General features: G+C 40.1%; 22 protein-coding genes. 10 read left to right on the plus strand and 12 right to left on the minus strand.

Going from position 1 to position 23,458, the window contains the following annotated elements; all coding sequences use genetic code 11:
* Nucleotides 1-146: 146 nt before the first annotated feature.
* Together XEN7305_RS25645 and XEN7305_RS25650 are read left to right on the plus strand one after the other, a co-directional pair.
* Nucleotides 147-368, plus strand: coding sequence for a hypothetical protein (locus XEN7305_RS25645; RefSeq protein ID WP_006512472.1), 222 nt, complete (start codon nt 147-149; stop codon nt 366-368).
* The gene (locus tag XEN7305_RS25650) at nt 346-675 is read left to right on the plus strand and encodes a type II toxin-antitoxin system PemK/MazF family toxin (protein ID WP_040899686.1); all 330 of its coding nucleotides are present in this window, start codon (nt 346-348) and stop codon (nt 673-675) included. The genes XEN7305_RS25645 and XEN7305_RS25650 overlap by 23 nt, the downstream gene beginning before the upstream one ends.
* Before the next feature lie 170 nt (nt 676-845).
* Here the strand turns inward: XEN7305_RS25650 and lhgO are convergent, their stop codons facing one another.
* From lhgO to prfC, 3 genes are all read right to left on the minus strand, one after another.
* Entirely contained in the window at nt 846-2,036 is a 1,191-nt protein-coding gene (gene lhgO, locus XEN7305_RS25655) for an L-2-hydroxyglutarate oxidase (protein ID WP_006512474.1), read from the minus strand.
* 268 nt (nt 2,037-2,304) lie between these two features.
* On the minus strand, nt 2,305-3,081 hold the full coding sequence (locus XEN7305_RS25660; RefSeq protein WP_006512476.1) for a DUF1350 family protein: 777 nt from the start codon (nt 3,079-3,081) through the stop codon (nt 2,305-2,307).
* Between the two features lie 124 nt (nt 3,082-3,205).
* Nucleotides 3,206-4,828, minus strand: coding sequence for a peptide chain release factor 3 (prfC, locus tag XEN7305_RS25665; RefSeq protein ID WP_006512477.1), 1,623 nt, complete (start codon nt 4,826-4,828; stop codon nt 3,206-3,208).
* 182 nt (nt 4,829-5,010) lie between these two features.
* Between prfC and XEN7305_RS25670 the strand changes: the two genes are divergently transcribed.
* Nucleotides 5,011-5,466 carry a GatB/YqeY domain-containing protein gene (locus tag XEN7305_RS25670; protein ID WP_006512478.1) on the plus strand — a complete coding sequence of 152 codons (456 nt, stop codon included), beginning with the start codon at nt 5,011-5,013 and terminating at the stop codon, nt 5,464-5,466.
* A 31-nt stretch (nt 5,467-5,497) separates the two neighbouring features.
* Here the strand turns inward: XEN7305_RS25670 and XEN7305_RS25675 are convergent, their stop codons facing one another.
* Nucleotides 5,498-6,256 carry a hypothetical protein gene (locus XEN7305_RS25675; protein WP_006512479.1) on the minus strand — a complete coding sequence of 253 codons (759 nt, stop codon included), beginning with the start codon at nt 6,254-6,256 and terminating at the stop codon, nt 5,498-5,500.
* A gap of 264 nt (nt 6,257-6,520) precedes the next feature.
* Here XEN7305_RS25675 and XEN7305_RS25680 point away from each other — a divergent pair, with 264 nt between their 5' ends.
* Entirely contained in the window at nt 6,521-6,742 is a 222-nt protein-coding gene (locus tag XEN7305_RS25680) for a hypothetical protein (RefSeq protein ID WP_040899689.1), read from the plus strand.
* 130 nt (nt 6,743-6,872) lie between these two features.
* Here the strand turns inward: XEN7305_RS25680 and XEN7305_RS25685 are convergent, their stop codons facing one another.
* On the minus strand, nt 6,873-7,100 hold the full coding sequence (locus tag XEN7305_RS25685; RefSeq protein WP_006512481.1) for a hypothetical protein: 228 nt from the start codon (nt 7,098-7,100) through the stop codon (nt 6,873-6,875).
* Between the two features lie 281 nt (nt 7,101-7,381).
* Between XEN7305_RS25685 and XEN7305_RS25690 the strand changes: the two genes are divergently transcribed.
* Both XEN7305_RS25690 and XEN7305_RS25695 read left to right on the plus strand, forming a co-directional pair.
* The gene (locus tag XEN7305_RS25690; protein ID WP_006512482.1) at nt 7,382-9,802 is read left to right on the plus strand and encodes a COR domain-containing protein; all 2,421 of its coding nucleotides are present in this window, start codon (nt 7,382-7,384) and stop codon (nt 9,800-9,802) included.
* Between the two features lie 56 nt (nt 9,803-9,858).
* The gene (locus tag XEN7305_RS25695; RefSeq protein ID WP_006512483.1) at nt 9,859-10,047 is read left to right on the plus strand and encodes a hypothetical protein; all 189 of its coding nucleotides are present in this window, start codon (nt 9,859-9,861) and stop codon (nt 10,045-10,047) included.
* Between the two features lie 7 nt (nt 10,048-10,054).
* Here the strand turns inward: XEN7305_RS25695 and XEN7305_RS25700 are convergent, their stop codons facing one another.
* The 6 genes from XEN7305_RS25700 to gltB all read right to left on the minus strand — a co-directional run bounded on the left by XEN7305_RS25700 (nt 10,055) and on the right by gltB (nt 18,902).
* Entirely contained in the window at nt 10,055-10,453 is a 399-nt protein-coding gene (locus tag XEN7305_RS25700; RefSeq protein WP_006512484.1) for a type II toxin-antitoxin system VapC family toxin, read from the minus strand.
* Complete coding sequence (locus XEN7305_RS25705) at nt 10,453-10,692, minus strand: Arc family DNA-binding protein (protein WP_006512485.1); 240 nt, start codon at nt 10,690-10,692, stop codon at nt 10,453-10,455. Before XEN7305_RS25705 ends, XEN7305_RS25700 begins: the two co-directional genes overlap by 1 nt.
* Before the next feature lie 237 nt (nt 10,693-10,929).
* On the minus strand, nt 10,930-12,906 hold the full coding sequence (locus tag XEN7305_RS25710; RefSeq protein ID WP_006512486.1) for a DICT sensory domain-containing protein: 1,977 nt from the start codon (nt 12,904-12,906) through the stop codon (nt 10,930-10,932).
* A 107-nt stretch (nt 12,907-13,013) separates the two neighbouring features.
* Nucleotides 13,014-13,592 (minus strand): pentapeptide repeat-containing protein, encoded by a 579-nt coding sequence (locus tag XEN7305_RS25715; protein ID WP_006512487.1) that lies wholly within the window; start codon nt 13,590-13,592, stop codon nt 13,014-13,016.
* Nucleotides 13,593-13,687: 95 nt separating this feature from the next.
* The gene (gene psb34 / locus XEN7305_RS28780) at nt 13,688-13,858 is read right to left on the minus strand and encodes a photosystem II assembly protein Psb34 (RefSeq protein ID WP_006512488.1); all 171 of its coding nucleotides are present in this window, start codon (nt 13,856-13,858) and stop codon (nt 13,688-13,690) included.
* Between the two features lie 406 nt (nt 13,859-14,264).
* On the minus strand, nt 14,265-18,902 hold the full coding sequence (gene gltB / locus XEN7305_RS25725) for a glutamate synthase large subunit (RefSeq protein WP_006512489.1): 4,638 nt from the start codon (nt 18,900-18,902) through the stop codon (nt 14,265-14,267).
* Between the two features lie 433 nt (nt 18,903-19,335).
* On the opposite strand from gltB, the gene XEN7305_RS25730 reads away from it, so the two are divergent.
* The gene (locus tag XEN7305_RS25730) at nt 19,336-19,701 is read left to right on the plus strand and encodes an STAS/SEC14 domain-containing protein (RefSeq protein ID WP_006512490.1); all 366 of its coding nucleotides are present in this window, start codon (nt 19,336-19,338) and stop codon (nt 19,699-19,701) included.
* Nucleotides 19,702-19,754: 53 nt separating this feature from the next.
* Here XEN7305_RS25730 and XEN7305_RS25735 read toward each other — a convergent pair whose 3' ends face one another.
* Entirely contained in the window at nt 19,755-20,375 is a 621-nt protein-coding gene (locus tag XEN7305_RS25735) for a molybdenum cofactor guanylyltransferase (RefSeq protein WP_006512491.1), read from the minus strand.
* Between the two features lie 11 nt (nt 20,376-20,386).
* On the opposite strand from XEN7305_RS25735, the gene XEN7305_RS25740 reads away from it, so the two are divergent.
* The 3 genes from XEN7305_RS25740 to purU all read left to right on the plus strand — a co-directional run bounded on the left by XEN7305_RS25740 (nt 20,387) and on the right by purU (nt 23,374).
* Nucleotides 20,387-20,764: a hypothetical protein gene (locus XEN7305_RS25740; RefSeq protein WP_006512492.1), complete on the plus strand. Its 378-nt coding sequence runs from the start codon at nt 20,387-20,389 to the stop codon at nt 20,762-20,764.
* A gap of 269 nt (nt 20,765-21,033) precedes the next feature.
* Nucleotides 21,034-22,473: an LCP family protein gene (locus XEN7305_RS25745; RefSeq protein ID WP_006512493.1), complete on the plus strand. Its 1,440-nt coding sequence runs from the start codon at nt 21,034-21,036 to the stop codon at nt 22,471-22,473.
* Between the two features lie 28 nt (nt 22,474-22,501).
* A complete protein-coding gene (gene purU / locus XEN7305_RS25750; protein WP_006512494.1) occupies nt 22,502-23,374 on the plus strand; it encodes a formyltetrahydrofolate deformylase in 873 nt (290 codons plus the stop codon).
* Nucleotides 23,375-23,458 lie beyond the last annotated feature (84 nt).

The raw sequence follows: 23,458 nt of genomic DNA on the forward strand, positions 1-23,458 counted from the left end.
CGATTATGACTATTAAAAATTTTTTGGGCCAAATATCTTAAAATAGGGGTACAATCGTCAATCCAAATGGAATTTATAGGATTTGTACTGAATCTATAAATATGTTTAATTGCCCTTAAATTCTTCATCTATTGTTTAGATACAAAATGAAAAATATTGCAGATAATTTAACTTGTGAAATTGAAGTTCGGCCAGGAGAAACTCTAACTTTGCCTCAGTCTTTAGTTGACCAAGTAGGAGTCGGTAGTTGGATTATTACGATTCAACCCAAGCCCAAAAAAACTGAACCAGTTCGTAGTCATAATGCTTTTCTTAGCGGCTATGCAATAGAAGATGAAGGATTATATGATGACTATCCAATCGGGTGATTTTTGGGTTGCTGAAATTCCATTTACTAATGGTTTAAATTCAAAAAGACGTCCTGTTTTAATACTTTGGCTTGATGGTAATGATGTAGTAGTAGCGGCAGTAACTTCGGCAGCTCCTCGTACTCAAACCGATGTTTTATTACAAGATTGGAATGAAAGTGGATTAAGAGTCTTATCTACAGTGCGTCTTTCTCGACTTGATTTTCTAGAGAAATCTTTATTGTCAGTCAAAATTGGGCATGTATCGCCAAATGATGCTCAAAATCTCCAAAAAGTTTGGAACTCATATATGAAGCTTCAATTTTAAATAAGCTAAATTGTTAGTTCAAGGCAAGAAAAAACCCCCAGTTATAAATAACCAAGGGCGGTAAATCAATACCTGTTATATAGCTCTATCTCTATAGGTATTATTATGTCTTATAAATAATATCTTTGAAATGATTTGGATCACATTTTGATTAATCTTTTGGCCAGAAGCTAATTATGAAGATTGACTCTTTGGGCGATCGCATTGCCAATGGCGATCGAAGAGGTGGCCGCAGGAGAAGGAGCATTGCACACATGCATTGCTTGGGGTCGGTCTATGATCAGAAAATCATCCACCAATTTGCCATTAGTTCCTAATGCCTGGGCTCTCACTCCTGCATGGGTCGGAACCACGTCTTTGCTTTGGACTTCGGGGATTAACTTTTGCAAACTCTTGACAAATAAAGCTTTACTCCAAGAACGAGCCATTTCTTGCAGCCCATTTTTACCATGCTTAGCAGAAAGTTTCCAGAACCCAGGATAGGTCATAGTATCAACAAAATCTCGAAGATTGAAATCAGTTTTGTGATAACCTTCTCGCTTGAAACTTAGTACAGCATTGGGCCCGGCATGAACACTGCCATCAATCATTTTGGTGAAATGTACACCTAAAAAGGGAAAATTGGGATTGGGCACAGGATAAATTAGCGTTTTAACTAGGTGGCATTTTTCTGGGGTTAATTCGTAATATTCTCCGCGAAAAGGTACGATTTTTGCCGGTGGCTTGACTCCTGCTAGTTGAGCAACGCGATCGCTGTATAATCCAGCGCAATTGATGAGAAAACGGGTCTGATATTCCTCTTTATTAGTGATTAAGGTATAACTATCTTTGTTTTCTTTAATGTCTTTAACAGCGCGATCGCAATGTAATTCTGCTCCTTGTTTGGTGGCTAATTCCACATATTTGAGGGCGACTTGCTTGTAATCAATAATTCCGGTGGATTTAACCAAAATGCCTGCTAGGCAACTAACATAGGGTTCATAGTCTTTGACTTCTTCTTGAGTCAGTTTAGCGACTGGGATATTATTTTCAATTCCTCTTTGGTAAATATTGTCTAATCGAGGTAGTTCTTCTTCTGAAGTTGCTACGATCACTTTGCCACAAAGATCATATTTAATATTATGTTCTTGGCAAAAATCAATTAGAGCCTGGTTCCCTTCACGGCAAAACTTAGCTTTAAAACTTCCTGGTTTATAATAAATTCCTGAATGAATCACACCGCTATTATTTCCTGTCTGGTGACTCGCCCAATTGGCTTCTTTTTCTAATAAAACTATTTTGGCATCAGGATATTTTTGTCCGAGAGCCATTGCGGTAGATAAGCCAACAATTCCCCCACCAATAATTGCAAAGTCGTACATTTTTTAATAGTAGTTAATTATAGTGTTATGTAATGAGATCCAACAGCAAGCGACAGCAGCATACTGTTATTGCTCAACCTCATACTAACCTAAGCTTTTTCGAAATAGGTGTTGAGAAAAAATGAGACTAGTGAAACTCAAATATTGCCAAGTTAGTTTATTAGTGGGCCAGCATCTAATACTGATAGTGGACGCAGTTTATATCGTCCAGACTTATATTTTTGCAGGAGAAGCAGATCCTTGAAGTACTCAGCCTTCAGTCTTGTCTTTACATATAGGCAACAGGATTCAGCCACATCAAGACTTCCGATCGCAGACCAGTTAATTCTCCAGACAATCCTTGCTTAAACCATTGTGCGATCGCATCTAGAGGAGAAAACACAGCTCCCGTTTGCCAGGGCACATCCTGACCCAAAGGAGTTAAATGATTACCCTTGAGCGTTCGCATTACTGTACTATTGGGAAAACGCTTTTGTAAACTAAATTGTAGATTTGGCGTTTGGTCTATAGTGTCATTATTAAACTTAATCAGAAGATTGCGAGCTATTTTGTAATCTTGAGAGATTAAATTCTTAGTTTCTTGAGGGGAAGGCGTAAATTCTAGATCCAAAGCCTCCGTCACAGGGATCTGCTCCCCAAAAGGAATCGCCCGAGCCGCCGGATAATTATTAAAAGAAATCAGAATATTGCCTGCTCTTTCGACATTAAACAAACTACCAATGAGTAAATGTAGCTTGCAACCCATGCTATGACCAATGCCATAAATAGGAAGATATCGTTTCCCAAAAGCATCCATTGCTTGAAGGCGATCGCAAATATTCTCGAAACGATTGAGAACTTCCTTAGCAATAGTTAAATGATCGAAAGTATTGAGAAAGGGTGTGGCAATAATTGCAAATCCAGCTTCTCCTATTTGCTCTAAAAAGGAACGATAAGACAGTTGGGGAGCAGTAGCAACAAAAGCTCCTCCCAGAAAATGAACCACCCCGACAATTTCTTGTGGGGGAAGATAGATAGAACCGCCAGAAAATTCTTGCCAAGACATGAGTCAGTTATCAGTTATCAGTTATCAGTTATCAGTTGTCGGGCTTCGCCCTTGAGAAAGGGAGCAGAGTATTTATTTATACCATCTGCCATCTGCCCTCTGCCCTCTGCCCTCTGCCTTCGATTTAATCTGGTTCAATTCCTGCACCGACAGGAGCAGTAGACTTAAGATTTAAATCGGGATTATCCGCCATAATTTGACCTAAATTCCATTCATTTCTGATTAATAAAACTGGTCTTCCCCAATTATCTTTGACGGTCATGGTGTTAAAAATCTTCCCTGATTTTTCCAGGGCTTCCCAACCGCCACCAACCCAACGGGCCAGACTGTAGGATAAAGGTTCCAAGGCAGTTTCTACGCCATATTCATTTCTAAGGCGAAACTGTACCACTTCAAACTGAAGTTGTCCCACCGCAGCTAAAATAGGCTCACGCTTAAATTCATCAGAAGAATACATAATCTGAATTGCACCTTCTTCCCGCAATTCGGTGATTCCCTTTTGGAATTGTTTGAACTTAGAAGGGTTAGGATTTTTTAGGTAAGCAAAAATTTCGGGAGAAAAGCAGGGAATCCCCTCGTACTCTAGTTTTTTCCCGTTATAAATAGTATCGCCGATCGCAAAAACCCCAGGATTATTCAACCCGATGACATCTCCAGGATAGGCCACATCAAGTGATTCTCTACCTTGGGCAAATAGTTTCTGAGGACGAGACAGGCGAACAGTTTTCCCTGTGCGAGCATGTCGAACTGTCATGTCTTTTTCAAACTTCCCTGTACATACTCGAACAAAAGCTACTCGGTCGCGATGTTTGGGGTCCATATTAGCTTGAAGTTTGAAAACAAAACCGGTAAATTCGGGGTAGGTCGGCTCGATTTCCCCTTGGGATGAGTTGCGTCCTTCTGGTTTGAGGGCATATTCCAGGAAAGATTTGAGGAATAATTCCACCCCAAAATTGGTCATGGCACTGCCAAAAAACACAGGGGTCATTTTGCCAGCATGGATTTGTTCAAGGTCGAAATCAGCGGCTATTTCATCGAGGATTTCTAGCTCTTCTTGGAGTTGAACATAAAGTTCCGGCTCTAAGATTGCTTCAAGTTTGGGATCATCTAGTTCCAGGACCGTCTCTTGCGCGGCTTTGCTGCCATGAGAGCGACGTTCAAACAAATGTATTTTCTTCTCAATGCGATCGAATACCCCAGTGAAGCGATCGCCCATCCCAATGGGCCAATTCACGGCATAAGTCGCCATGCCAAGCTCTTGCTCAATTTCGTCTAGTAATTCTAGAGCTTCCCTGCCAGGCCGATCTAGTTTATTGACAAAGGTAAAAATTGGCAGCGCACGCAGTTGGCACACTTCAAATAACTTACGAGTTTGCGGTTCCAATCCCTTAGCAGCATCAATTAACATCACCGCATTATCTGCTGCTGCTAATGTTCGATAAGTATCTTCACTAAAATCTTGGTGTCCAGGAGTATCAAGGAGATTGATCTGGAAATCATCGTAGCGAAATTGCAACACAGTAGAGGTGATAGAAATACCCCTTTGTTGTTCCATCTCCATCCAGTCTGAAGTAGCTTTCCGTTGAGCGCGCCTGGCCTTTACCGAACCTGCTTCATGGATTGCACCCCCATAAAGTAACAATTTCTCGGTTAGGGTCGTTTTCCCTGCATCAGGGTGAGAGATAATGGCAAAATTGCGACGACCATCAACAGCTTGTTCTAGTTCAGTTTGAATTTCTACGGACATTCATTTTTAGCAAGAGTAACGGATTTATTATATCTGACATTAGGAAGGTAATTGTGAGGAGAAGGTTTTAGGTTTTAGGTTTTGGGGAAATTCTGAAAGGCGGGCGAAAGCTTATAATCTGAATCATGGGTTCATTCTCATAAAGTATTGGCAATAGAATATAAGTTTAAGTATTTAAAGTTATGGGTCTTAAAGAGCGTATTGGAGAAGAGATTAAGTCAGCAATGAAGGCGAAAGATAAAGTTCGTCTAGAAACAGTACGTGGTATCAAAAAAGCCATTCTGGAAAAAGAAGTTGCTTTACGACCTAAAGGGCAAGACAGTCTTACTGAGGAAAATGAAGTGGAGATTTTGGTACAACAGGCTAAACAGCGACGGGATTCGATCGCCCAGTATCAGAAGGCCGGCAGAGAAGATTTGGCAGCCAAAGAAAGTCAAGAATTGGCAATTATTGAAACCTATCTCCCTAAACAACTAGATGATAGTGAAGTAGAATCAATTCTCGATGAAATTATCGCTTCTGTCGGAGCCACTTCTGCCAAGGATTTAGGCAAGGTTATGGGAGTTGCCATGAAGCAATTGAAGGGCAAGGCTGACGGTAAGAAAATTCAAACTTTAGTGAAAAGTAAACTGTCTTAACCTAACTGTGCGATCGGCGAGAGGCTGCTATTTAAGGAGATAATATTGCTGAATTTTCCTGTTCTTCAACGAGTTTTGCCAGATCTTCTCGCCAGATTTGTTGCTTTTGCTTGTAATCTGGCGTATTTATCTCAGGTTGCGAAAGGTGTGAATTTTCACTACTGATGAAAAATTCCAGCATCATTTTGAGCAATTCCACGATAGACAGACCTCTTTCGGCGGCTTCTTTGTGGATATCTTCATGGACTTCTGGTGGCACTTGAATTGTAGTGACAGTTCTCTCTTTCTCTGTGGTTGGGTTGAGTAAATTGCGAATGCTTTTAGCGGTTATTTTATCCAGAGGAATGATGTTAATGATGCTGCGCCAAGTTTCTACTAATTTCTCTCCTGTTAATTTGGCCAGAGCAATCGCCTGAGAAATATTAGTGGGTAAAACATCAAATCCGGCATACATTAATTCTAAAACTACTCTAGCAGCGCGAATAGTATCGTTAATCTGCCAGCGTTGTTTTCTAAGTTTTTCTCGACAAAAAGACGCAAAGGTTCCGTCCCCATAGTTTTTGTATAGTTTGAGGAATTTGATTTTGGCGAGTAACAAGCCGTTACGAACGAAGGCAAGTTGGTTATAGGCAAACTCGAAGGTGAGATATTGTAGATCGAAGTCTCCTGCTATTTTGTCTTCTAAACCAATCGCATATTCGTTTAGTTCTTGGATTTCTGGCTTGTTGCTCAGTAGGATATTATCTTGATATACAGCGTTGAAGGGATTAAGCAGATATTTTTTTGTCATGACGCTTCACCCCAAAGATTGTTTTGCTGTTTGGTGTTCGAGGCTATTACGTCTATAGATGATTGATGTATACTGAGATTAGTCATATGCATTTATGTAAATGGCTTGTGAATAAGTGGTTGAGTACAAGTAGAGAAGTAATAACTAAGTTTCTCAGGCTGTAGTTGCTTCTTTACTAATTCAATCACAATATAATAATACCATATAGTAGCTGTTAACACGCCTAGAGAGATTACTTTTGTAAAGTTTTTTCACTTTTCCAGAATGACTAAATCAAATCGAAGAACAGATCAACTTGAGAAGTATAAATTTAAACCTGTAGGAGAAAAGCCTATGGGGAAAAAACCTATAGGTATTCGTGTTCCAGAAGAACAGTATGAAAAGTTTATGGCAATCCCGAAAGATATTCGTTCTAAGCTTTTGAGAGATTTTATTGCTGAAACTGTAGAGAAATTTGATACTCAAAATCAAGCCTTCAATTGCTAATATACTTTTTAAGGTTTGGCAGTGTTGAGTATTGATTCGCACTGCTCAGTCTATGAAATGTGCGATCGCAACTGGAGAAAAATTAGGAACTGCGATCGCGTTAAAAATCATGATTCAACTATAGTGACTACTATTTTGCATCTTTTTTGTTGAGCCATTCCAGGAAGATAAACAATAACTTGATCAGGAAAATTGCGATCGCAGCTTCTGGAGTTAGCCAACTCATTAGAGTAACTACAGTCACAGAGATAACTTTGAAAATCCAAGGATTGATTTTTGGTTTCTTGGATGGTTGAGCTTTTTCAACAGAAGGGACAACGATGGTGATTTTGGTTTGAGATTGTTTGATTGGCTGCATAGTGTTGCTTTGCGTTTGATGAATTAACTACAAGCTACAGGCAAAAGAACCACGTACCCAAGCACCATTAAGTACGAGCATCAACTGTTATGTAAACGCACTGATTATCAAATTAAAACTGATTTGAACTCTTACTAGATATCTTCCACAAGATGAGAAAATAAGAAACATTAAGCCTCTCTCCTTTGAGGGGAGAGGTTTGGAGAGGGGTTCAAGAACTTGCAAGCACTTATACGTACTTTTTAGCTAAAGTAGAGAGAGTTTATTTTGCTTATTACCAAATGAGTACTCAGAAAAGACGAGGCGGTTATCTGGCGACAGCAAAAGGAGTCAGGAAACTAAAGGAAGCAAAGCGAATTAAAAAATATACTTATCAGAAAATTGCCGCAGCAGCCAATGAAACAGAAGATAAAGTAAAACGACTGTTTAATCCTCAATGGGGAAATGGCACATACAAAGTTGGAGAACAAGCGGTAGAAGCGATTTGTGATGTTTTGGATTTAAGACCAGAAGAGATTGTTCGCGATTGGTATCCCGTAGAGATAACTCTAGATCAAACTAACATCCTCACCTCAGCTCCAGCAAAAAAGCACGATCCATCTTATGACAAAGCACTTAAAAAAATTGAACAAGCTGCCAAGGAGCAAGAGGGAGTACTAGATCTTTCGAGGATGGAACTAACTGAACTTCCGCCAGAAATCGGACAAATATCCAACCTTGAAGGACTTGATCTCTCAAATAATTCCCTCAGTAGTCTGCCCCCAGAAATCGGACAAATATCCAACCTTACAGCACTTTACCTCTCAAATAATTCCCTCAGTAGTCTACCTCCAGAAATCGGACAACTATCCAACCTCACAGAACTTTACCTCTTAAATAACTCCCTCAGTAGTCTGCCCCCAGAAATTGTGCAATTATCCAACCTGACAATACTTGATCTAAATAATAATTTTCTCAGCAGTCTGCCCCCAGAAATTATACAATTATCCAACCTGACAATACTTGATCTCAACAATAATTTTCTCAGCAGTCTACCACCAGGAATTGTACGATTATCCAACCTCACAGAACTTTTCCTCTCAAACAATTCGCTGAGCAATTTGCCACCAGAAATTTCACAACTATTCAACCTTAGGCATCTTTCAGTTTCAAATAATTCTCTGCCAATTCCCCCTGAAATTATCAAAGAAAAGTATGCATCAATTATCATCAATTACTATTTCTCTCTGCAAAAAGATCAAAAACAACCACTTCATGAAGCCAAAATGTTACTGGTAGGGCAAGGAAATGTTGGGAAAACTTGTCTTAGAGAACGATTAATTAGAAATCAATACGATCCGACTCGCAACAAAACTGATGGTATCGATATCGAGAATTGGAAAATTGAGATAGAAGACAAAGAACTGCAAGTTAATATTTGGGATTTTGGCGGACAAGAAATTATGCATTCTACCCACCAATTTTTCTTAACTGAGCGTAGCCTTTATCTTTTGATTGTTGACACAACTCAGAGTGAAGAAGAAAACCGCATTGAATATTGGCTGAAAATTATTCAGAGTTTTGGCAAGGATGCCCCTGTAATTCTTGTTGGGAATAAAGCCGATCAACATCCTTTCGATATCGATAAGAATGGCCTAAAAAAAAAATATTCTCAAATTAAAGATTTTTTTGAAATCTCGTGCGAAACAGGGGAAGGAATCCCTGAGTTGGCAGAATTTGTCAAACAGGAAATTAATCAACTAGAACATATTGATGATTTGCTACCTTTACCTTGGTTTAATATTAAACAAAAGCTAGAAAAAATTGATAAAGACTATATTCCCTACGAAGAATATGAATCTTTGTGTGAAGAGGAAAAAGTCGAGGAAGAACAGAAACAACGTATCCTAATCCGCTTATTAAACGATTTGGGAATTGTCCTCAATTTTCAAGACGATCCCAGACTAGAAGATACTCATGTTCTCAATCCTGAATGGGTAACCAATGGTGTGTATAAAATACTCAACGATCGCGGACTAATAGTAGACAATCGAGGGATTCTCACTCTGACCATTCTAAAAAGAATTCTCTATCAAATCAATAAACGTCGCTATCCAGTCAGAAAGCATCTATTTATCATTGGTATGATGCGCAAGTTTGAACTTTGTTTTGAGATGGAAACAGATAAACAATGGCTCATTCCCGATATCTTACCCAAGGAAGAACCTTACACAGGAGAATGGGACAATACTCTAACTTTTGAATATCATTATCCCGTTTTACCTGGGAGCATTATTTCTCGCTTCATAGTTCGTATGAACCATTATATTCATCAAAAAACCTATTGGCGTAGTGGCGTAGTTTTGGCGCATGAAGGAAATACAGCCCTAGTCAAAGCAGATCGAGAAGATAAAATCATTGAAATCCGCGTTAAAGGAAACATTAATACTAGACGTAATCTTTTAACCGCAATTCGTTCTCAGTTCGACTATATTCATAGCACTATTCCTAGGATTAAAGCAGAACAAAAAGTTCAAGTTCCAGGCTATCCAGAAATTCCCCCAGTAGATTACGAATGGTTACTAGATTTAGAAAAGAAAAATAAGCCTAGTTTTATTCCCCCAGGACTAACTGATGAGATAAATCTTAGAGAAGTACTAAAAGGAATAGAGTCTGAAACAATTCGTCGTTCAAAAAATAGAGATCCATATATAAACCAGTAGATCGCATTAAATATGTTCAATATTGGGAACAAGAAATTACAAAATTAGATGAAGCAATGAAAACTGTTTCCTCTGCCAATCTACAGGGATTTAGAGACGATATCGATTTATATAATGAAATACGCGATAAAATACCTCAATTAACCAATATTCTCAAAGACATGTATTCTCTAACAACGGCCATCCACAGTGAATCTGGATTTGCAGAATTGATCAAGGCTGTAGAATTAAGACTCATGGAATAAGTTGAAACTACTTAAATGAACTTAGAGAAACCGCGATTGAGGGAAATTCAGATAAAATTTTACGATCTGCCGTCACCAAATTAATTTCTAATTTCTGAGCAAGCGCTACGTACTCGCAATCATATGCCGAGCATCGAGATTGTTTAACCAAATCTAATATCTGCTTTGAGTTCATCTCAAACTCTTTCCCCAACATCAAGGCTTCAGCTTCCTGCATAATATAGCTAGCATCATCTAATTGAAGATAACTTTTTCTGATATATAAAGCCAAAATGTTACGAAATTCAGAACGCCACAAATATGGAGCCACCCATTCAGGATCAGAGAGGAGAACGGATTCAGCTTCTTTGGTACGTTCCCCTTCAAGAAACAAATAAGCAATTACATTAGTATCTGTAACAATCATCAACGACCCTCATTTTTGATTTTGAGAATCTCTTCATCAGTTAATAAATGTCGATTAGATCGAGCACGAAGCTTACGAATTTTCGGCAAGATACTTGTTCCGTCAGGTTCTGATTGAAGTAATACTTGCTCTAGACAAACTAAGACCTCAGAATTCATGCTGCGACGGTTAAGTTTTGCACTTTGTTTGAGCTTTTGATACAAATTTTCAGGGATATTCTTAATTGTCAAATTTGTCATATTGGTTGCATTCTGGTTGCATAGCAGAATTATATAATATTGATTTAAATCATACTAAATCTGATTCCGCAAACACACTTTTAGATGAGAGAATTTTAATAGGTTCAAACCCTTCTGCCGTCTCTCTTGGTGCGCGTTCCCTAGCGCCTTGCAAAGGCGCGGGGTCGCACCGCTGCCGTCTGCCATCTGCCTTCCCTCAACTCGTAAGCCTTTTATCTCAACAGGATTTAGTATCAGTCAATAATCCAGAGGAATCGTAAAGTGAAACTGGCTGCCCTGGTTTTTTCCTTCACTAGTAGCCCAGATTTTTCCGCCCATCCCATTAATAATCTGACGACAAATCACTAATCCCAAACCAATCCCACTAGTCGTCCGACGTAGATAATTCTCCGACTGGGAAAAACGAGCAAAAATTTGCTTAAGTTGCTCAGGTTCAATTCCTCGTCCTGTGTCCGCAATGGTTACTACCAAAGTTTGCTTCCTAAAACCATTGGTGGTCGCTTTCCCTTCCCCATGGTCAATTCCTGCCGTAATCATGATCTCTCCCTCAGCAGGAGTAAACTTACAGGCATTATCTAGTAGTTTATAAAAGACCTCTACCAACCCCTCCACATCTGCTGAAACAGCGAGCAGCTTATCAGATAATTTCACCGTAATTTTTGGTACTGCTCTAACAGGAGACTTTTTTGTGATGCGATGCAATGCCAAATCGAGAGGATACTTAATATCAACTAGTTCTATATCGCAATAAGCTTTTCCCGCTTCCAATTTGGATATCGTCAAAAAATCCTTGATCAGCTGATCCAATCTCTCACTATCAGACAATGCCAAATCTAGCATTGCCCCCTGCAATTCCTGGGGCATATCTGGTTCATTGGCTAAACTTTCCAAAAAAATACGAATTGTCGAGAGGGGTGTTTTCAGCTCATGTCCCACCACCGCAATCAAATTATTTTGAATCCGCTCTACTGCTGCGAGTTTTTGATTCAGTTCCATGAGGTTTGTATAGGCACTAGCTTGAGTTAAAGCAGTTCCCGTACTATTGGCCACTGCCTCGACCAAAGCAATATCTTCTGGTTCCCAATTAAACTCTTTGGTGTCACCATAATGCAATTCCAAAACACCTAGCAATTTATCTTGATAACGAATTGCAACCATTAACCAAGACGCGATCGCAGCCCGTTCTATTTTTTCTTTTAAAATCCCATTGTCCTGTAAATAAATATTCTCCGCGACATCATTAATCACCAAAGCAGATTCTTGTGTCTGAGCCACTATAAAAATAGGATTATCGACAACTGACCATTTTTGTCCAACTAATGATGGAGTTTGAGCAGGGACAAACTCATGTTCTATGGTCACCTCAGTCTCATTCGGTTTCACAGGATATAGCAGACAACGGCAATGGGGAAAAATTTCCCCTAATTCTCTGACGGTAATGGTGAGGATTTCTGCTGCATCGAGAGAATTGCGCTGTTTCTGGGAAATCTTGTTGATTAAATGTTCTTTGCGTTCCGCAACTGCGATCGCCTTATACGCTTTAATAAGTTTATACTGACCAGCTTGCAAATAGGTAACCAATTTTTTCGTAAAGATATCTAAGTCTACAGCTTGGCTTGTAAGCAATAAATTGTTTCTACATTCCCTATTCTGCAAATAATACTGTCTTGCCCATGCTATTTTCTCTGCCAAATCAGGACGATAAACCTGAATCCTCCCTAATAACCAATCAGCAGCAGTTTTGGTCAAATGCTCATCAAAAGTCCAGAAGCCCTCAAATCTTTTTTCTGGTTCTACAGGAGTTTTCATCTCTCTTAGCTCTTTTAGCGAAAGCTTTTCCTGCCCTACCAAACAGGCAGTGTATTGCTGTCCAATAACTACAAGAAACTTTTCCCCAACTAGAGTATCCGTCGCAGCTAAGGAAATAGTTTCATAACTAGCATTTTTTACTAAAAAACCAGACTTATTATCTGGCATTGCAAGCATATAGGCTTGATCTGTTTTTTGCGCAATCCTAGAAAAGCGACGTTCACTGGGGCTAAAAAAATGTTCTTCCTGGAAACCAGCAATGACTAACGGGTTATCATCACCAACCAGTACCAAATCCTCCATTGCACTGGCTAGAGCGATTAAAGACGATTTGAAATATATTTGAGGACGTAGGCTAGAAAACTCTGTGACCAAGTCCCGCAGTAGAGAATTAGTCAGATTCATTATTGATTATTCACCACCATTAAAAGAAATATTAGTCTCCTTCAACTTGTAACAATATTTTTATATATAATTAATTAGTTAAAATAGTAATATTTTTTATTTAAGTGTTATTCAGTTAAGACAGTTTGACTCAGGTCTACCCCATCCAAAATTGTTCCCTTTAGGTTTGTATCACTGAAATTCGCTTGGTTTAAGGAAGAACCAGTAAGAATAGTATTACTAAGATTTGCTCCCGTTAAGTCGGCTCCTCGCAGATTGGAATAACTCAAATTAGCACCTGACAAATCAGCACCTCGTAAGTCCGCATCTTCTAGGCAAACTAAGCGCATATCTGCACCCTGAAAAATCGACTTTCGTAAGATAGCTTGAGAAAAGCTTGCGCCAATTAGCATTGCTTGAGAAATTTGCGCTTCAACTAAACAAGCCTGTTGAAAATCTGTTCGCCATAGCGTAGCTCTCATCAAATCAGCTTCGCTCAAATCAGTTTTTCTTAGCATCGAGTGACTTAAATTAACCTTAGTTAAATTTGCTCGCCACAACTTAACCTCAGACAAATTAACCTCTCTTAAATCAGTTTGCTTGAGGTTGACTCGACTAAAATTGCGTTTCCCCAAACCATAAAGCTTGAGAAGTTCGGAAGCGTCAATAGTTTTAGTTCTGTGTTGATGCGGATTTATATAGAACATTTAATTCTAAAGTTAATACATTCGATGCCTGAAAGGGCAAAGTTTGATTGATTTGTCAGGATATTCCTAGGATGATAAAAATAGGTGTGATTAATTTAACTAACTAGAAAAGAAGTTATAAGCGCTGCTGCGACAATTAAAGTTGCGATCGCACCTTGAATAATATAGCGACGTTGTTCACTAGCTGCGGGGTATTGCGCCACATACACTTTTGGTTCGACGGCGTAGTTATTGAGGCGACCATTTCCTTCTCTAACGGTATACATAATTTTATATTTGCTTTTGTTAAGTTATGTAACCAATATACCAAAATATGTAACAATTTGTTACCTGAGCTTGACAAGAGTTGCTATCGCATAACTATAGAAAAGCTGACAGGCCGCTATGCTTATGGCTATTGGCTAAAACATTAAGAAAATATAAAATGCTTCTGGTGTGAATTAAATTAGTTTGTATTGAGATGTTGTTAGATTCAATGACTGAGATCTAAGCTCTAACATATTTAAATTAACATGGTTAATATTGTATCATTGTTCGCGATCGCGGACGATAATAATTCTTGGCTCTGAATGCGATCTCTGCAATATCAATCTTGATGAGTAAGTTTACGCGAGATAAAAAAGACTGGAAGTATCACAACCTCCAGCCTTAAAATTAACAAATTAAAGAAAACTAAACAGAAGTCAAAGGCTTCTCCTCAAAGGTCGCGATCGCGACTTCACTATCAGCTTCTGAAGGCGGAACAACCTGCCAGAACTTATCAACATAACTATCCCAGTTAGCCAAAATATCCTGACCTTTCTTGCTGCCAGTCTTCTCCACATGGGCAGTAATCATCGACTTCAATTGCTCTTTCCCCGACTCAGAAACTAAACGCTGAATCTTCACAATCTCAGGGTTAAGCTTTTCGGGGAAAGAACCATCCTCATCAAGGAAATAACCGATACCACCAGTCATTCCCGCACCAACATTTCGCCCTACTGCACCCAATACAACCAACAGACCACCAGTCATATATTCACAACAATGATCTCCCGCACCTTCGATAACGGCTTTACCCAAGGAATTCCGTACCGCAAAACGCTCACCAGCACGCCCATTAGCATAGAGCACACCACCAGTCGCACCGTATAAACAGGTGTTACCGATAATCACATTCTCCGCAGTGTTGTAGGTCGCAGTCGCAGGCGGTTTAATCACAATCTCTCCACCATGCATACCTTTGCCAACATAGTCATTAGCTTCCCCAGTCAGAACCATATTCATCCCAGGAAGGTTAAAGGCTCCAAAACTTTGACCGGCATAACCGTAGAAATTAAAGTTTAATGATCCTTCAAAACCACTATTGCCATATTTAGACGCGATCGCGCCAGCTATTCTCGCCCCCACAGAGCGATCTGTATTCACGATCTGAATTTCTTTAGTAACCGCAGCTTGATTGTTAATCCCATCAGCAATTTCTAGATCAGCCAGTAAATCATCATCGAGAACTGCACCGTTAGTATTAACCTCACCATGATCTAACCAAGAACGGTCTTCTTTAACATCAGGCAAGTTAATCAGACAATCAAGATTCATGCCAGTGGTTTTAGTCAATTCAACATCATCCCGTTGCTTCAGCAAATCAGCCCGACCGATAACTTCTTCTAAACTGCGATAACCCAAGATTGCCAAAAGATTGCGTACTTCTTCGGCAATAAAATAGAAGAAATTCACCACATGTTCAGGAATACCAGTAAAGCGCTTCCGCAATACTTCTTGCTGTGTGGCAACCCCAACAGGACAAGTATTCATATGGCAAACTCGCGCCATGCGACAACCTTCAGCAATCATCGCGATCGAACCGAAACCATATTCTTCAGCCCCCATTAAAGCAGCCATCAAAATATCCCAACCAGTTTTTAAACCACCGTCAGCCCTGAGTAAAACGCGATCGCGTAACTGATTGGCAATTAACACCCGATGGACTTCGGTTAAACCCAATTCCCAAGGTGCCCCCGCATGTTTAATCGAACTCAAAGGGGAAGCTCCTGTCCCACCATCATGTCCTGAAATTTGAATCACATCGGCGTTTGCTTTAGCCACACCTGCCGCAATTGTTCCGATACCGATTTCTGCCACTAGTTTGACTGAAACTTGAGCTTTGGGACTAATTTGATGTAAATCATGGATCAACTGAGCCAAATCTTCAATCGAATAAATATCATGGTGAGGCGGAGGAGAAATCAGCGTGACACCAGGTTTGGAACGACGCAAGGATGCAATATATTCACTGACTTTTTTCCCTGGTAATTGCCCCCCTTCTCCTGGCTTGGCACCTTGAGCAACTTTAATTTCCAATTGCTTCGCACTCATCAGGTATTCAGGAGTTACCCCAAAACGCCCCGATGCTACCTGTTTGATGGCTGAACTTGCGGTATCCCCATTTTGTAAACCTTTGAGATGGGGCAGCGTTGCCGAATTGCCCTCGGCATCAACATCATGCAATACATTAAAACGCACTCCATCTTCCCCACCTTCACCAGAGTTGGACTTGCCACCTAAACGATTCATGGCAACGGCAAGGGTTTCATGGGCTTCTCTGGATAAAGATCCCAGAGACATACCTCCAGTACAGAAGCGTTTGACAATCGATTCAACTGGTTCTACTTCATCTAAAGATATCGAATCGCGATCGCTATTAAAATCCAATAAATCTCTTAGAGCCGTGGCAGGACGACCTTTGAGATATTGTTTGTATAATTCGTAATGATCGTATTGTTTGCTCTTAACTGCTTGATGCAAAGCCTTAGACATTTCTGGTGAGTTCATGTGATATTCCCCACCGCGTCGATAAGCAATAAAACCAAAGTTTTCTAATTTCTTACTACTCAGTTCGGGGAAAGCGCGACTATGGAATGCTATTGTTTCTTGGGCCAACTCAGCAATAGTTAAACCACCTAGACGGGAAGTTGTCCCCACAAAGCATAAATTCACTAAATCCATGCCCAAGCCCAAAGCTTCAAAAATTTGGGCTCCGTGATAGGAAGACAGCAAAGAAATTCCCATTTTAGAAAGAATTTTCAAGATTCCTGCTTCTACCGCCTGACGATAATTTTGCTGAGCTTGTTCAAGCGAAACAGTGGCAATTTTCTCATTAGCCATCAATTTCTGAGTTTTAGGATTGCTCCACCATTGACGAATTGTTTCCAACGCTAGGTAAGGACAAATGGCCGAGGCTCCATAACCAACTAAACAAGCATAGTGATGGGTGCTCCAGCATTGGGCTGTCTCGACTACTAAAGAAGCTTTGAGGCGTAAACCTTCTTTTATTAAATGATGATGCACTGCTCCAACAGCGGCTAGAGGCGGAATATAACTAGATCCTGTGTTAATGCCAGTCGAAGCGCGATCGCTCAATACGAGAATCTCTGCTCCTCCTTCCACCGCGATCATCGCCGCATCACATAAATTTTTAATGGCAATTTCTAAACCTTTAGGCCCAGTGGCAATTTCGTATAACGTAGAAAGGGTTGCCGATTTGATCGCAGAATTTTTCATGATCGCCAGTTCCGCTTCATTCAAAATTGGCGACTCCAACTTAAGCAAGCGGGCATCTTCAGCTCTTACTTCCAACAAATTGCCCTTTGCACCCAATTGCATTCCTAGAGACATCACCAAACTCTCTCTTAAAGGATCAATAGGTGGATTAGTTACCTGGGCAAATCTCTGTTTAAAATAGTTATAGAGTAGATGGGGTTTGGTAGAAAGCACCGCCAAAGGAATATCATCCCCCATACAGTAGGTCGGCTCTTTACCATTCAAGGCCATTGACTGAATGACCATCTCGACATCTTCAGCTGTATAACCAAAAGCTGTTTGCTTAGCTAATAAATCTTGAGCTTCTAAGTAAGCCTCAACGCTAAAAGACTGAGGAGTGATAGTTTGACGATGTTCTTTGACCCATTCACCATAGGGATTTTGACTAGCAACCCGTTTTTTTAGATCCCAATTTCGCAAAATTTCCTGACTCTGCAAATCGACAACAATCGATTGACCTGGCCCTAATTTGCCTTTTTCCACAATTTCACTGTCGGGTAATTCAACAACTCCCGTCTCAGAAGCTACTACGATATAACCATCTTTAGTAATGCTGTAGCGGGCAGGGCGCAAACCATTACGATCCAAAGTCGCCCCAACAGTTTTGCCATCGCTATAAACTAGCAATGCAGGGCCATCCCAAGGTTCTTGTAAGCCGCTATAGTAATCGTAAAAATCACTAATTTCAGGATATTTTTGCAGCTCAGGCTGATCCTTGTAGGCTTCTGGCACTAGGATCATTGTGGCCTCTGGTAAACTACGTCCTGTTCTGACAAGCAACTCTAGGGAGCTATCCAAGTTATAGGAATCACTATTGGCAGAATTCACAATTGGAGTCAGAGCTGCTAAATCAGACTTACTCCATCCGGTAACTTCGAGATTTCTTTCCCGATTGGCCATCCAGTTGACATTACCCAAAAGAGTATTAATCTCACCGTTGTGACCTAACAACCGCATTGGTTGAGCGAACGCCCATTTCGGCATAGTGTTAGTACTGAAGCGTCGATGGTAGACCGCAAAACTTGTTTTGTAATCAGGATTGGTTAAATCTGTATAGAACTGACCCAAAATCTCCGATCGCACCATCCCTTTATAAACAATAGTGCGGCAGGAAAAAGAACAAATATAAAAATGATCAGTTAGTTTTTTGCCAATTCGCGATCGCGCAATATATAGCTTACGATCTAAAGCATCTCCCGTCAGCCCATCATCCGAAGCGACGAATATTTGCTCAATATAAGGTTGATTATCCCGAGCCTGAACCCCTAAAACACTAGGTTTAACAGGAACCTCTCGCCAAACCAAGACAGTTAAATTTTCTTCTCTAACTATCTGTTCGATAAATTTTTTGCCTTCTTCTCGCTCTGCTAGATCCTGGGGCAGAAAAACCATCCCCACACCATAACTTTGCGCGCTCGGTGCCGCAATTCCCTGATCATCAAACCAAGACTCGAATAACTGATGAGGAATTGCTGTCATAACTCCGGCCCCGTCACCCGAATCGAGATCCGCGCTACAACCCCCGCGATGTTCCATACATCCTAGGCCAACCAAAGCTTGTTCCACAATCTGATGATTGGCTCTCCCATCTTGGTAAGCAATAAACCCAACACCGCAAGCATCTCTTTCTTCTACCAACCAGGGTTGTCCGGCAAATGGTTGTTCTTCTGAGGATTTTTTTAGTTCTTGATTGGTGATTGCTACATTTTTTGCAGATGGTATTTTAGTCATTTTCGTATTAGTTATCAAACTTATTAAGGAAGTGTTTCGGCAGGTGACTGAAGCTGTCTTTTCCTAGAGCAATTATCTCTAGAAATGTTGAAATTTATCTGTTACTTTTCTCGATCTTGTGCTTACTATTTTTATTGTACATAAGCGATGAGAACCTTTATTAAAAATTTCTTAAGCAAGTAAACTAGCAAGATCGCTTCGAGCAAAAGGGAGGCCATAAAATATTACCTTATTCCTTAACCAAATATGTGATTCCTTTTACTGTAATCTGAGGTGAGACCTGGTATCAAATCCAGATTATTAATTTTAGAGGGGAGTTCTTGGCTAATTGCTAAAATGTGATTAGAGCTAATTTATGCTAATTATTGGAATTAGAATTTGTTTGTCTGGGTATTGGACAGTTTAATGCTAAGAATTTGGCAAAGGAGGTCTCATGTTTCAGGTAACATCAAATGGGCTCAACCGCATAGATATTAAATTTGGCGGCAAATTAGACAGCCAGGAAATGAAAGCATCCCTTGATGATCTTATAGGTAAGTCTCAAGATATCGAGCAGGGTACAATGTTATATCGAATTGAGGATTTTGATCTACCCACCCTAGGAGCACTTGGGGTTGAGCTGTCGCGTCTTCCCGAATTATTCCGAACTATTGGGAAATTTAATCGCGCAGCAGTGCTTTCTGACAAGAAATGGGTGCAAAAGGTCAGTGAAATTGAAGGTTTTTTGCTTCCCGGTCTTGAGATCAAAGCCTTCAGTCTGGACGAAGTGGCAGCTGCCGAAGCTTGGCTATTCAGTTAGTTAAGAAGCAAAGAACGAAGAAGCAAGACAGATAAATCACTAGCTGCTTTGGCTTACAGCTTATTCTCTTTCACTTCTAACCAGTCATCTTTTGTATTGCAATTGAATAACATGTTGCGATCGCATATTTCCCATTCAACTACCCGATTTTCCCTCAACCAAGGTTGAAAAGCCCTGCCGCCTTGTTCTAAATACTTTTGAATAGAAGCACGGCAATTACTGCGATAAAACCCACATAGCGGTTCCCATCCCTTAGCATGACGGGGCAGCAGTGCGATCGCATCCTGGGGCAGATCGTTTAAAGATTCACTCCATCTTTTAATTTCATGAGAATTGAGGCGAGGCAAATCGCAAGCAAGCAATAATACCCATTCAGTTTTAACTTGCTCTAATCCTTGATAAAAACCAACTAGAGGACAATTAGACTGGGCTTTGGGGTCGATTAAAGATTCTTGCACCAAGGAAACAGAAGAATGTTCAGCAAAATGGTGATATTTCTTAACCCAAGGCGCCACAATGTAAACCCAATTCGCAGATTCTTGAGCTACATTACAGACGTAAGATAACAAACTTTGGTTGCCGATAGTCAACAAAGCCTTATCTTGTCCCATGCGGGAACTTTGTCCGCCAGCTAAAACAATAGCGGTCAGGGACTGTTTTTCTTTTGACAGCATAAATTAAGCTTATGAATGATTTATCTTCAGTGTCAGACCAAAAAGCACAAAGACAACAATTATGGATTTATCTTCTACCCATAGTGGGAATTATCCCTGCTCTTTGGACTCTATATCGAGGCCAAGCTAATGAACAAGAACAGAAAATCAGCCGGTTATCTCTAATCTTAGTTTCATCTTGGCTTATAGCATATATCTCATTATTTTTTGGTTCTAATCAAACTTCAGACCTTTTATCTTTTCGATTACTTTATATTAATGCTCTAATCACCACCGGTTATTTTTTAGCCTGTCTGGTTCTTTTATGGCAGTCGCTCCAAGGAAAATCTCCGTATTTACCCTTGATCAGTACCTTAGCCAACATCAAAACAAAAAAAAAGTTCCCTTAAAGACAGCGGTTTGAATCTGCTATTTTCTGAATAACAAGCTAAGATTGAGTTGTGAATATCCAGAGCTTATCTCGATACTCCAGAGAACAATTGTGCCAAGTATTTTCGAATAATTAGGTCATGTTTATCGTTTAATTCTTTTGTGTATTAATACCTATCTTTGATAAGGTTGGAAGTATTCAGGATATTTACTTACATAAGAATACTTGTATATAGCTATATCTATAAAAATCAAAAATCTTATAATTACGCCTGTGTGAGGATAAAAAGTGTCAGCGCCCAAACTTTATAAAACAACGAAAAAAACCAAAAAGTTCCAGCCTAGAGTGAAATATAAACAAAATAGACGACGTCAATCCAGTAGAGGACGCAACATCTTTCTGGGGTTTGCTTTGGCCATTGTTTCAATGACTTCAGCTGCAGCGGGGGCTTTGCTGGCAATCACTTTTTCTGAATCCTCGATGTTGCAACAGGCGAAACTAAGTCTCGAAGAAGAACAGGTTTTTAGTCAAGAAGAGACTGTTGAGCTTAGCAGCTTATCGATCCCAGAATTATCTCGTCCAGTTAATATCCTAGTCCTAGGGATTAAGGTTTTAACTTCGGACCTCAAAACTCAGGAGGTTCCAGAGGACTTGGGATATCATGCTCTGGTCAATTCCTTTGAAGGTCTCAGCGACACGATGTTACTATTGCGCTTTGATCCGCTACAAGAAAAACTGACTGTCCTCTCTATCCCCAGAGATACTCGCACCTATATAGAAGGTTATGGTATTGGGAAGATTAATCATGCTAACTATGAGGGTGGCCCGGCTTTGACTGCTAGCGCTGTTAGCGAATTGCTAGGAGGCGTGGAAATAGACCGCTACGTAAGAGTTAATATCCAGGGAATTGAAAAACTCATTGATGCTCTAGGAGGCGTCACGGTTGATGTTCCCAAAGACATGAAATACAACGATTTTAGTCAACATTTCTATGTGAACCTTAAAAAAGGCGAACAACATTTGGATGGAGATAAAGCAGTTCAGTTCTTGCGTTTTCGTTACGATGGGTTGGGAGATATTGCCCGTGTTCAAAGGCAACAAATGTTGATGCGCTCTGTTGTCGAGCAAGCTCTTCGCCCAGCAACAATTGTCAAAATCCCCAAGATCCTAGATGTTGTTAAGTCCCATTTAGATACCAATTTAACGGTCAAAGAATTGATGGCACTATCTAGTTTTGCGGCAAAATCTGAACGTTCAGATGTCCAAATGATTATGCTCCCAGGAGATTTTAACAGTCCTGACGAACGAGTGAGTTATTGGCTTCCTGATGAGCGTCGCATTCAACAGGTGGTAGTTCAGCATTTTGATGTTTATCCCGAAAGTTATGATGCCTGGGAAACGCGGGAGCTAACCGATGTTAGGATTGCAATTCAAAATACTTTGGAAAATGATCGTCCTGCAAGAAAATTATTGGTTGCCCTCAGAGAAGCTGGTTACAATAGAGCTTATATAAGTAGAAATAACGCTAAAAACCTCACTAAAACAAGAATTATTGCCCAGGCAGGAGATGATGTTGCTGCCAAAAATATTCGTGGGCAATTGGGCATAGGAGAAGTTTTAGTCGAAAGTACTGGGGTTCTGAATTCTGATATTACGATTCAAGTCGGCCAAGATTGGGAAGATTATCTAGCCGTTGATGAATTATCCATTCTGAGTAATGATCAGTAGCTGAAAAGTCAACGGTACTTATTGATTAATGAGCGCCCAAATAAATTCAGAAAACTTCAAAACTGCTACTCTCTTGATATCCTGTGCTGATCGCCCAGGTATAGTCGCCAAAATTGCTAATTTTATTTACTCTCATGGCGGCAATATAATTCATGCAGATCAACATACAGACTTTAGTACGGGTCTGTTTTTAAATCGGGTTGAATGGCAATTGGATGGGTTTACTTTATCTTGCCAGGAGATCGCCGATAGTTTTAATGCGATCGCCAAGGATTGGCATGGGCAATGGCAAATTCATTTTTCCGATGTCATCCCCCGTATTGCAATTTGGGTAACCAAACAAAATCATTGTCTACTAGATTTACTCTGGAGATGGCAAGCTGGGGAATTGAAAGCCGAAATCCCCCTAATTATTAGTAATCATAGTTCCCTAGAAGCGATCGCAAGTCAGTTTGGGATTGATTTCCACCATCTGCCAATCACTAAAACAAATAAGCTCGCCCAGGAGACGCAACAATTAGCATTGCTCGAAAAATATCAAATTGACTTAGTAATCCTAGCTAAATATATGCAGATTCTCAGTCCTAATTTGGTTGATAATTTTCCTAATATTATTAACATTCACCATTCCTTTTTGCCTGCCTTTGCTGGAGCTAAACCCTATCATCGCGCCTATGATAGAGGAGTTAAAATTATTGGAGCCACAGCTCATTATGTGACGGAAGACTTGGATGAAGGCCCCATTATCGAGCAAGAAGTTGTTCATGTTAGTCATCGGGATAATGTGTCAGATTTGATTCGCAAAGGTAAAGATTTAGAGAAATTAGTCCTATCCCGCGCCGTCAGATGGCATTTGGATCATCGGGTATTGGTCTATGGCAACCGAACTGTAGTGTTTTAGATTATTCCAGGAATTTGTAAAGGTTTTTACCAAAATATGTATGGGTAAAATAAATCAGTAAATTCCTCGTTAAGGGCTGTGCTA

The sequence above is a fragment of the Xenococcus sp. PCC 7305 genome (assembly GCF_000332055.1).
GTDB lineage: Bacteria > Cyanobacteriota > Cyanobacteriia > Cyanobacteriales > Xenococcaceae > Xenococcus.

Coding starts and splice junctions, on each gene's coding strand:
- XEN7305_RS25715 (WP_006512487.1), bottom strand. CDS start 13,592: ATGTTCTATATAAATCCGCATCAACACAGAACTAAAACTATTGACGCT.
- psb34 (WP_006512488.1), bottom strand. CDS start 13,858: ATGTATACCGTTAGAGAAGGAAATGGTCGCCTCAATAACTACGCCGTC.
- prfC (WP_006512477.1), bottom strand. CDS start 4,828: ATGTCCGTAGAAATTCAAACTGAACTAGAACAAGCTGTTGATGGTCGT.
- XEN7305_RS25650 (WP_040899686.1), top strand. CDS start 346: ATGATGACTATCCAATCGGGTGATTTTTGGGTTGCTGAAATTCCATTT.
- XEN7305_RS25705 (WP_006512485.1), bottom strand. CDS start 10,692: ATGACAAATTTGACAATTAAGAATATCCCTGAAAATTTGTATCAAAAG.
- purU (WP_006512494.1), top strand. CDS start 22,502: ATGAGCGCCCAAATAAATTCAGAAAACTTCAAAACTGCTACTCTCTTG.
- XEN7305_RS25690 (WP_006512482.1), top strand. CDS start 7,382: ATGAGTACTCAGAAAAGACGAGGCGGTTATCTGGCGACAGCAAAAGGA.
- XEN7305_RS25735 (WP_006512491.1), bottom strand. CDS start 20,375: ATGCTGTCAAAAGAAAAACAGTCCCTGACCGCTATTGTTTTAGCTGGC.
- XEN7305_RS25730 (WP_006512490.1), top strand. CDS start 19,336: ATGTTTCAGGTAACATCAAATGGGCTCAACCGCATAGATATTAAATTT.
- XEN7305_RS25670 (WP_006512478.1), top strand. CDS start 5,011: ATGGGTCTTAAAGAGCGTATTGGAGAAGAGATTAAGTCAGCAATGAAG.
- gltB (WP_006512489.1), bottom strand. CDS start 18,902: ATGACTAAAATACCATCTGCAAAAAATGTAGCAATCACCAATCAAGAA.
- XEN7305_RS25675 (WP_006512479.1), bottom strand. CDS start 6,256: ATGACAAAAAAATATCTGCTTAATCCCTTCAACGCTGTATATCAAGAT.
- XEN7305_RS25695 (WP_006512483.1), top strand. CDS start 9,859: ATGAAAACTGTTTCCTCTGCCAATCTACAGGGATTTAGAGACGATATC.
- XEN7305_RS25740 (WP_006512492.1), top strand. CDS start 20,387: ATGAATGATTTATCTTCAGTGTCAGACCAAAAAGCACAAAGACAACAA.
- XEN7305_RS25645 (WP_006512472.1), top strand. CDS start 147: ATGAAAAATATTGCAGATAATTTAACTTGTGAAATTGAAGTTCGGCCA.
- XEN7305_RS25685 (WP_006512481.1), bottom strand. CDS start 7,100: ATGCAGCCAATCAAACAATCTCAAACCAAAATCACCATCGTTGTCCCT.
- XEN7305_RS25660 (WP_006512476.1), bottom strand. CDS start 3,081: ATGTCTTGGCAAGAATTTTCTGGCGGTTCTATCTATCTTCCCCCACAA.
- XEN7305_RS25710 (WP_006512486.1), bottom strand. CDS start 12,906: ATGAATCTGACTAATTCTCTACTGCGGGACTTGGTCACAGAGTTTTCT.
- lhgO (WP_006512474.1), bottom strand. CDS start 2,036: ATGTACGACTTTGCAATTATTGGTGGGGGAATTGTTGGCTTATCTACC.
- XEN7305_RS25680 (WP_040899689.1), top strand. CDS start 6,521: ATGACTAAATCAAATCGAAGAACAGATCAACTTGAGAAGTATAAATTT.
- XEN7305_RS25700 (WP_006512484.1), bottom strand. CDS start 10,453: ATGATTGTTACAGATACTAATGTAATTGCTTATTTGTTTCTTGAAGGG.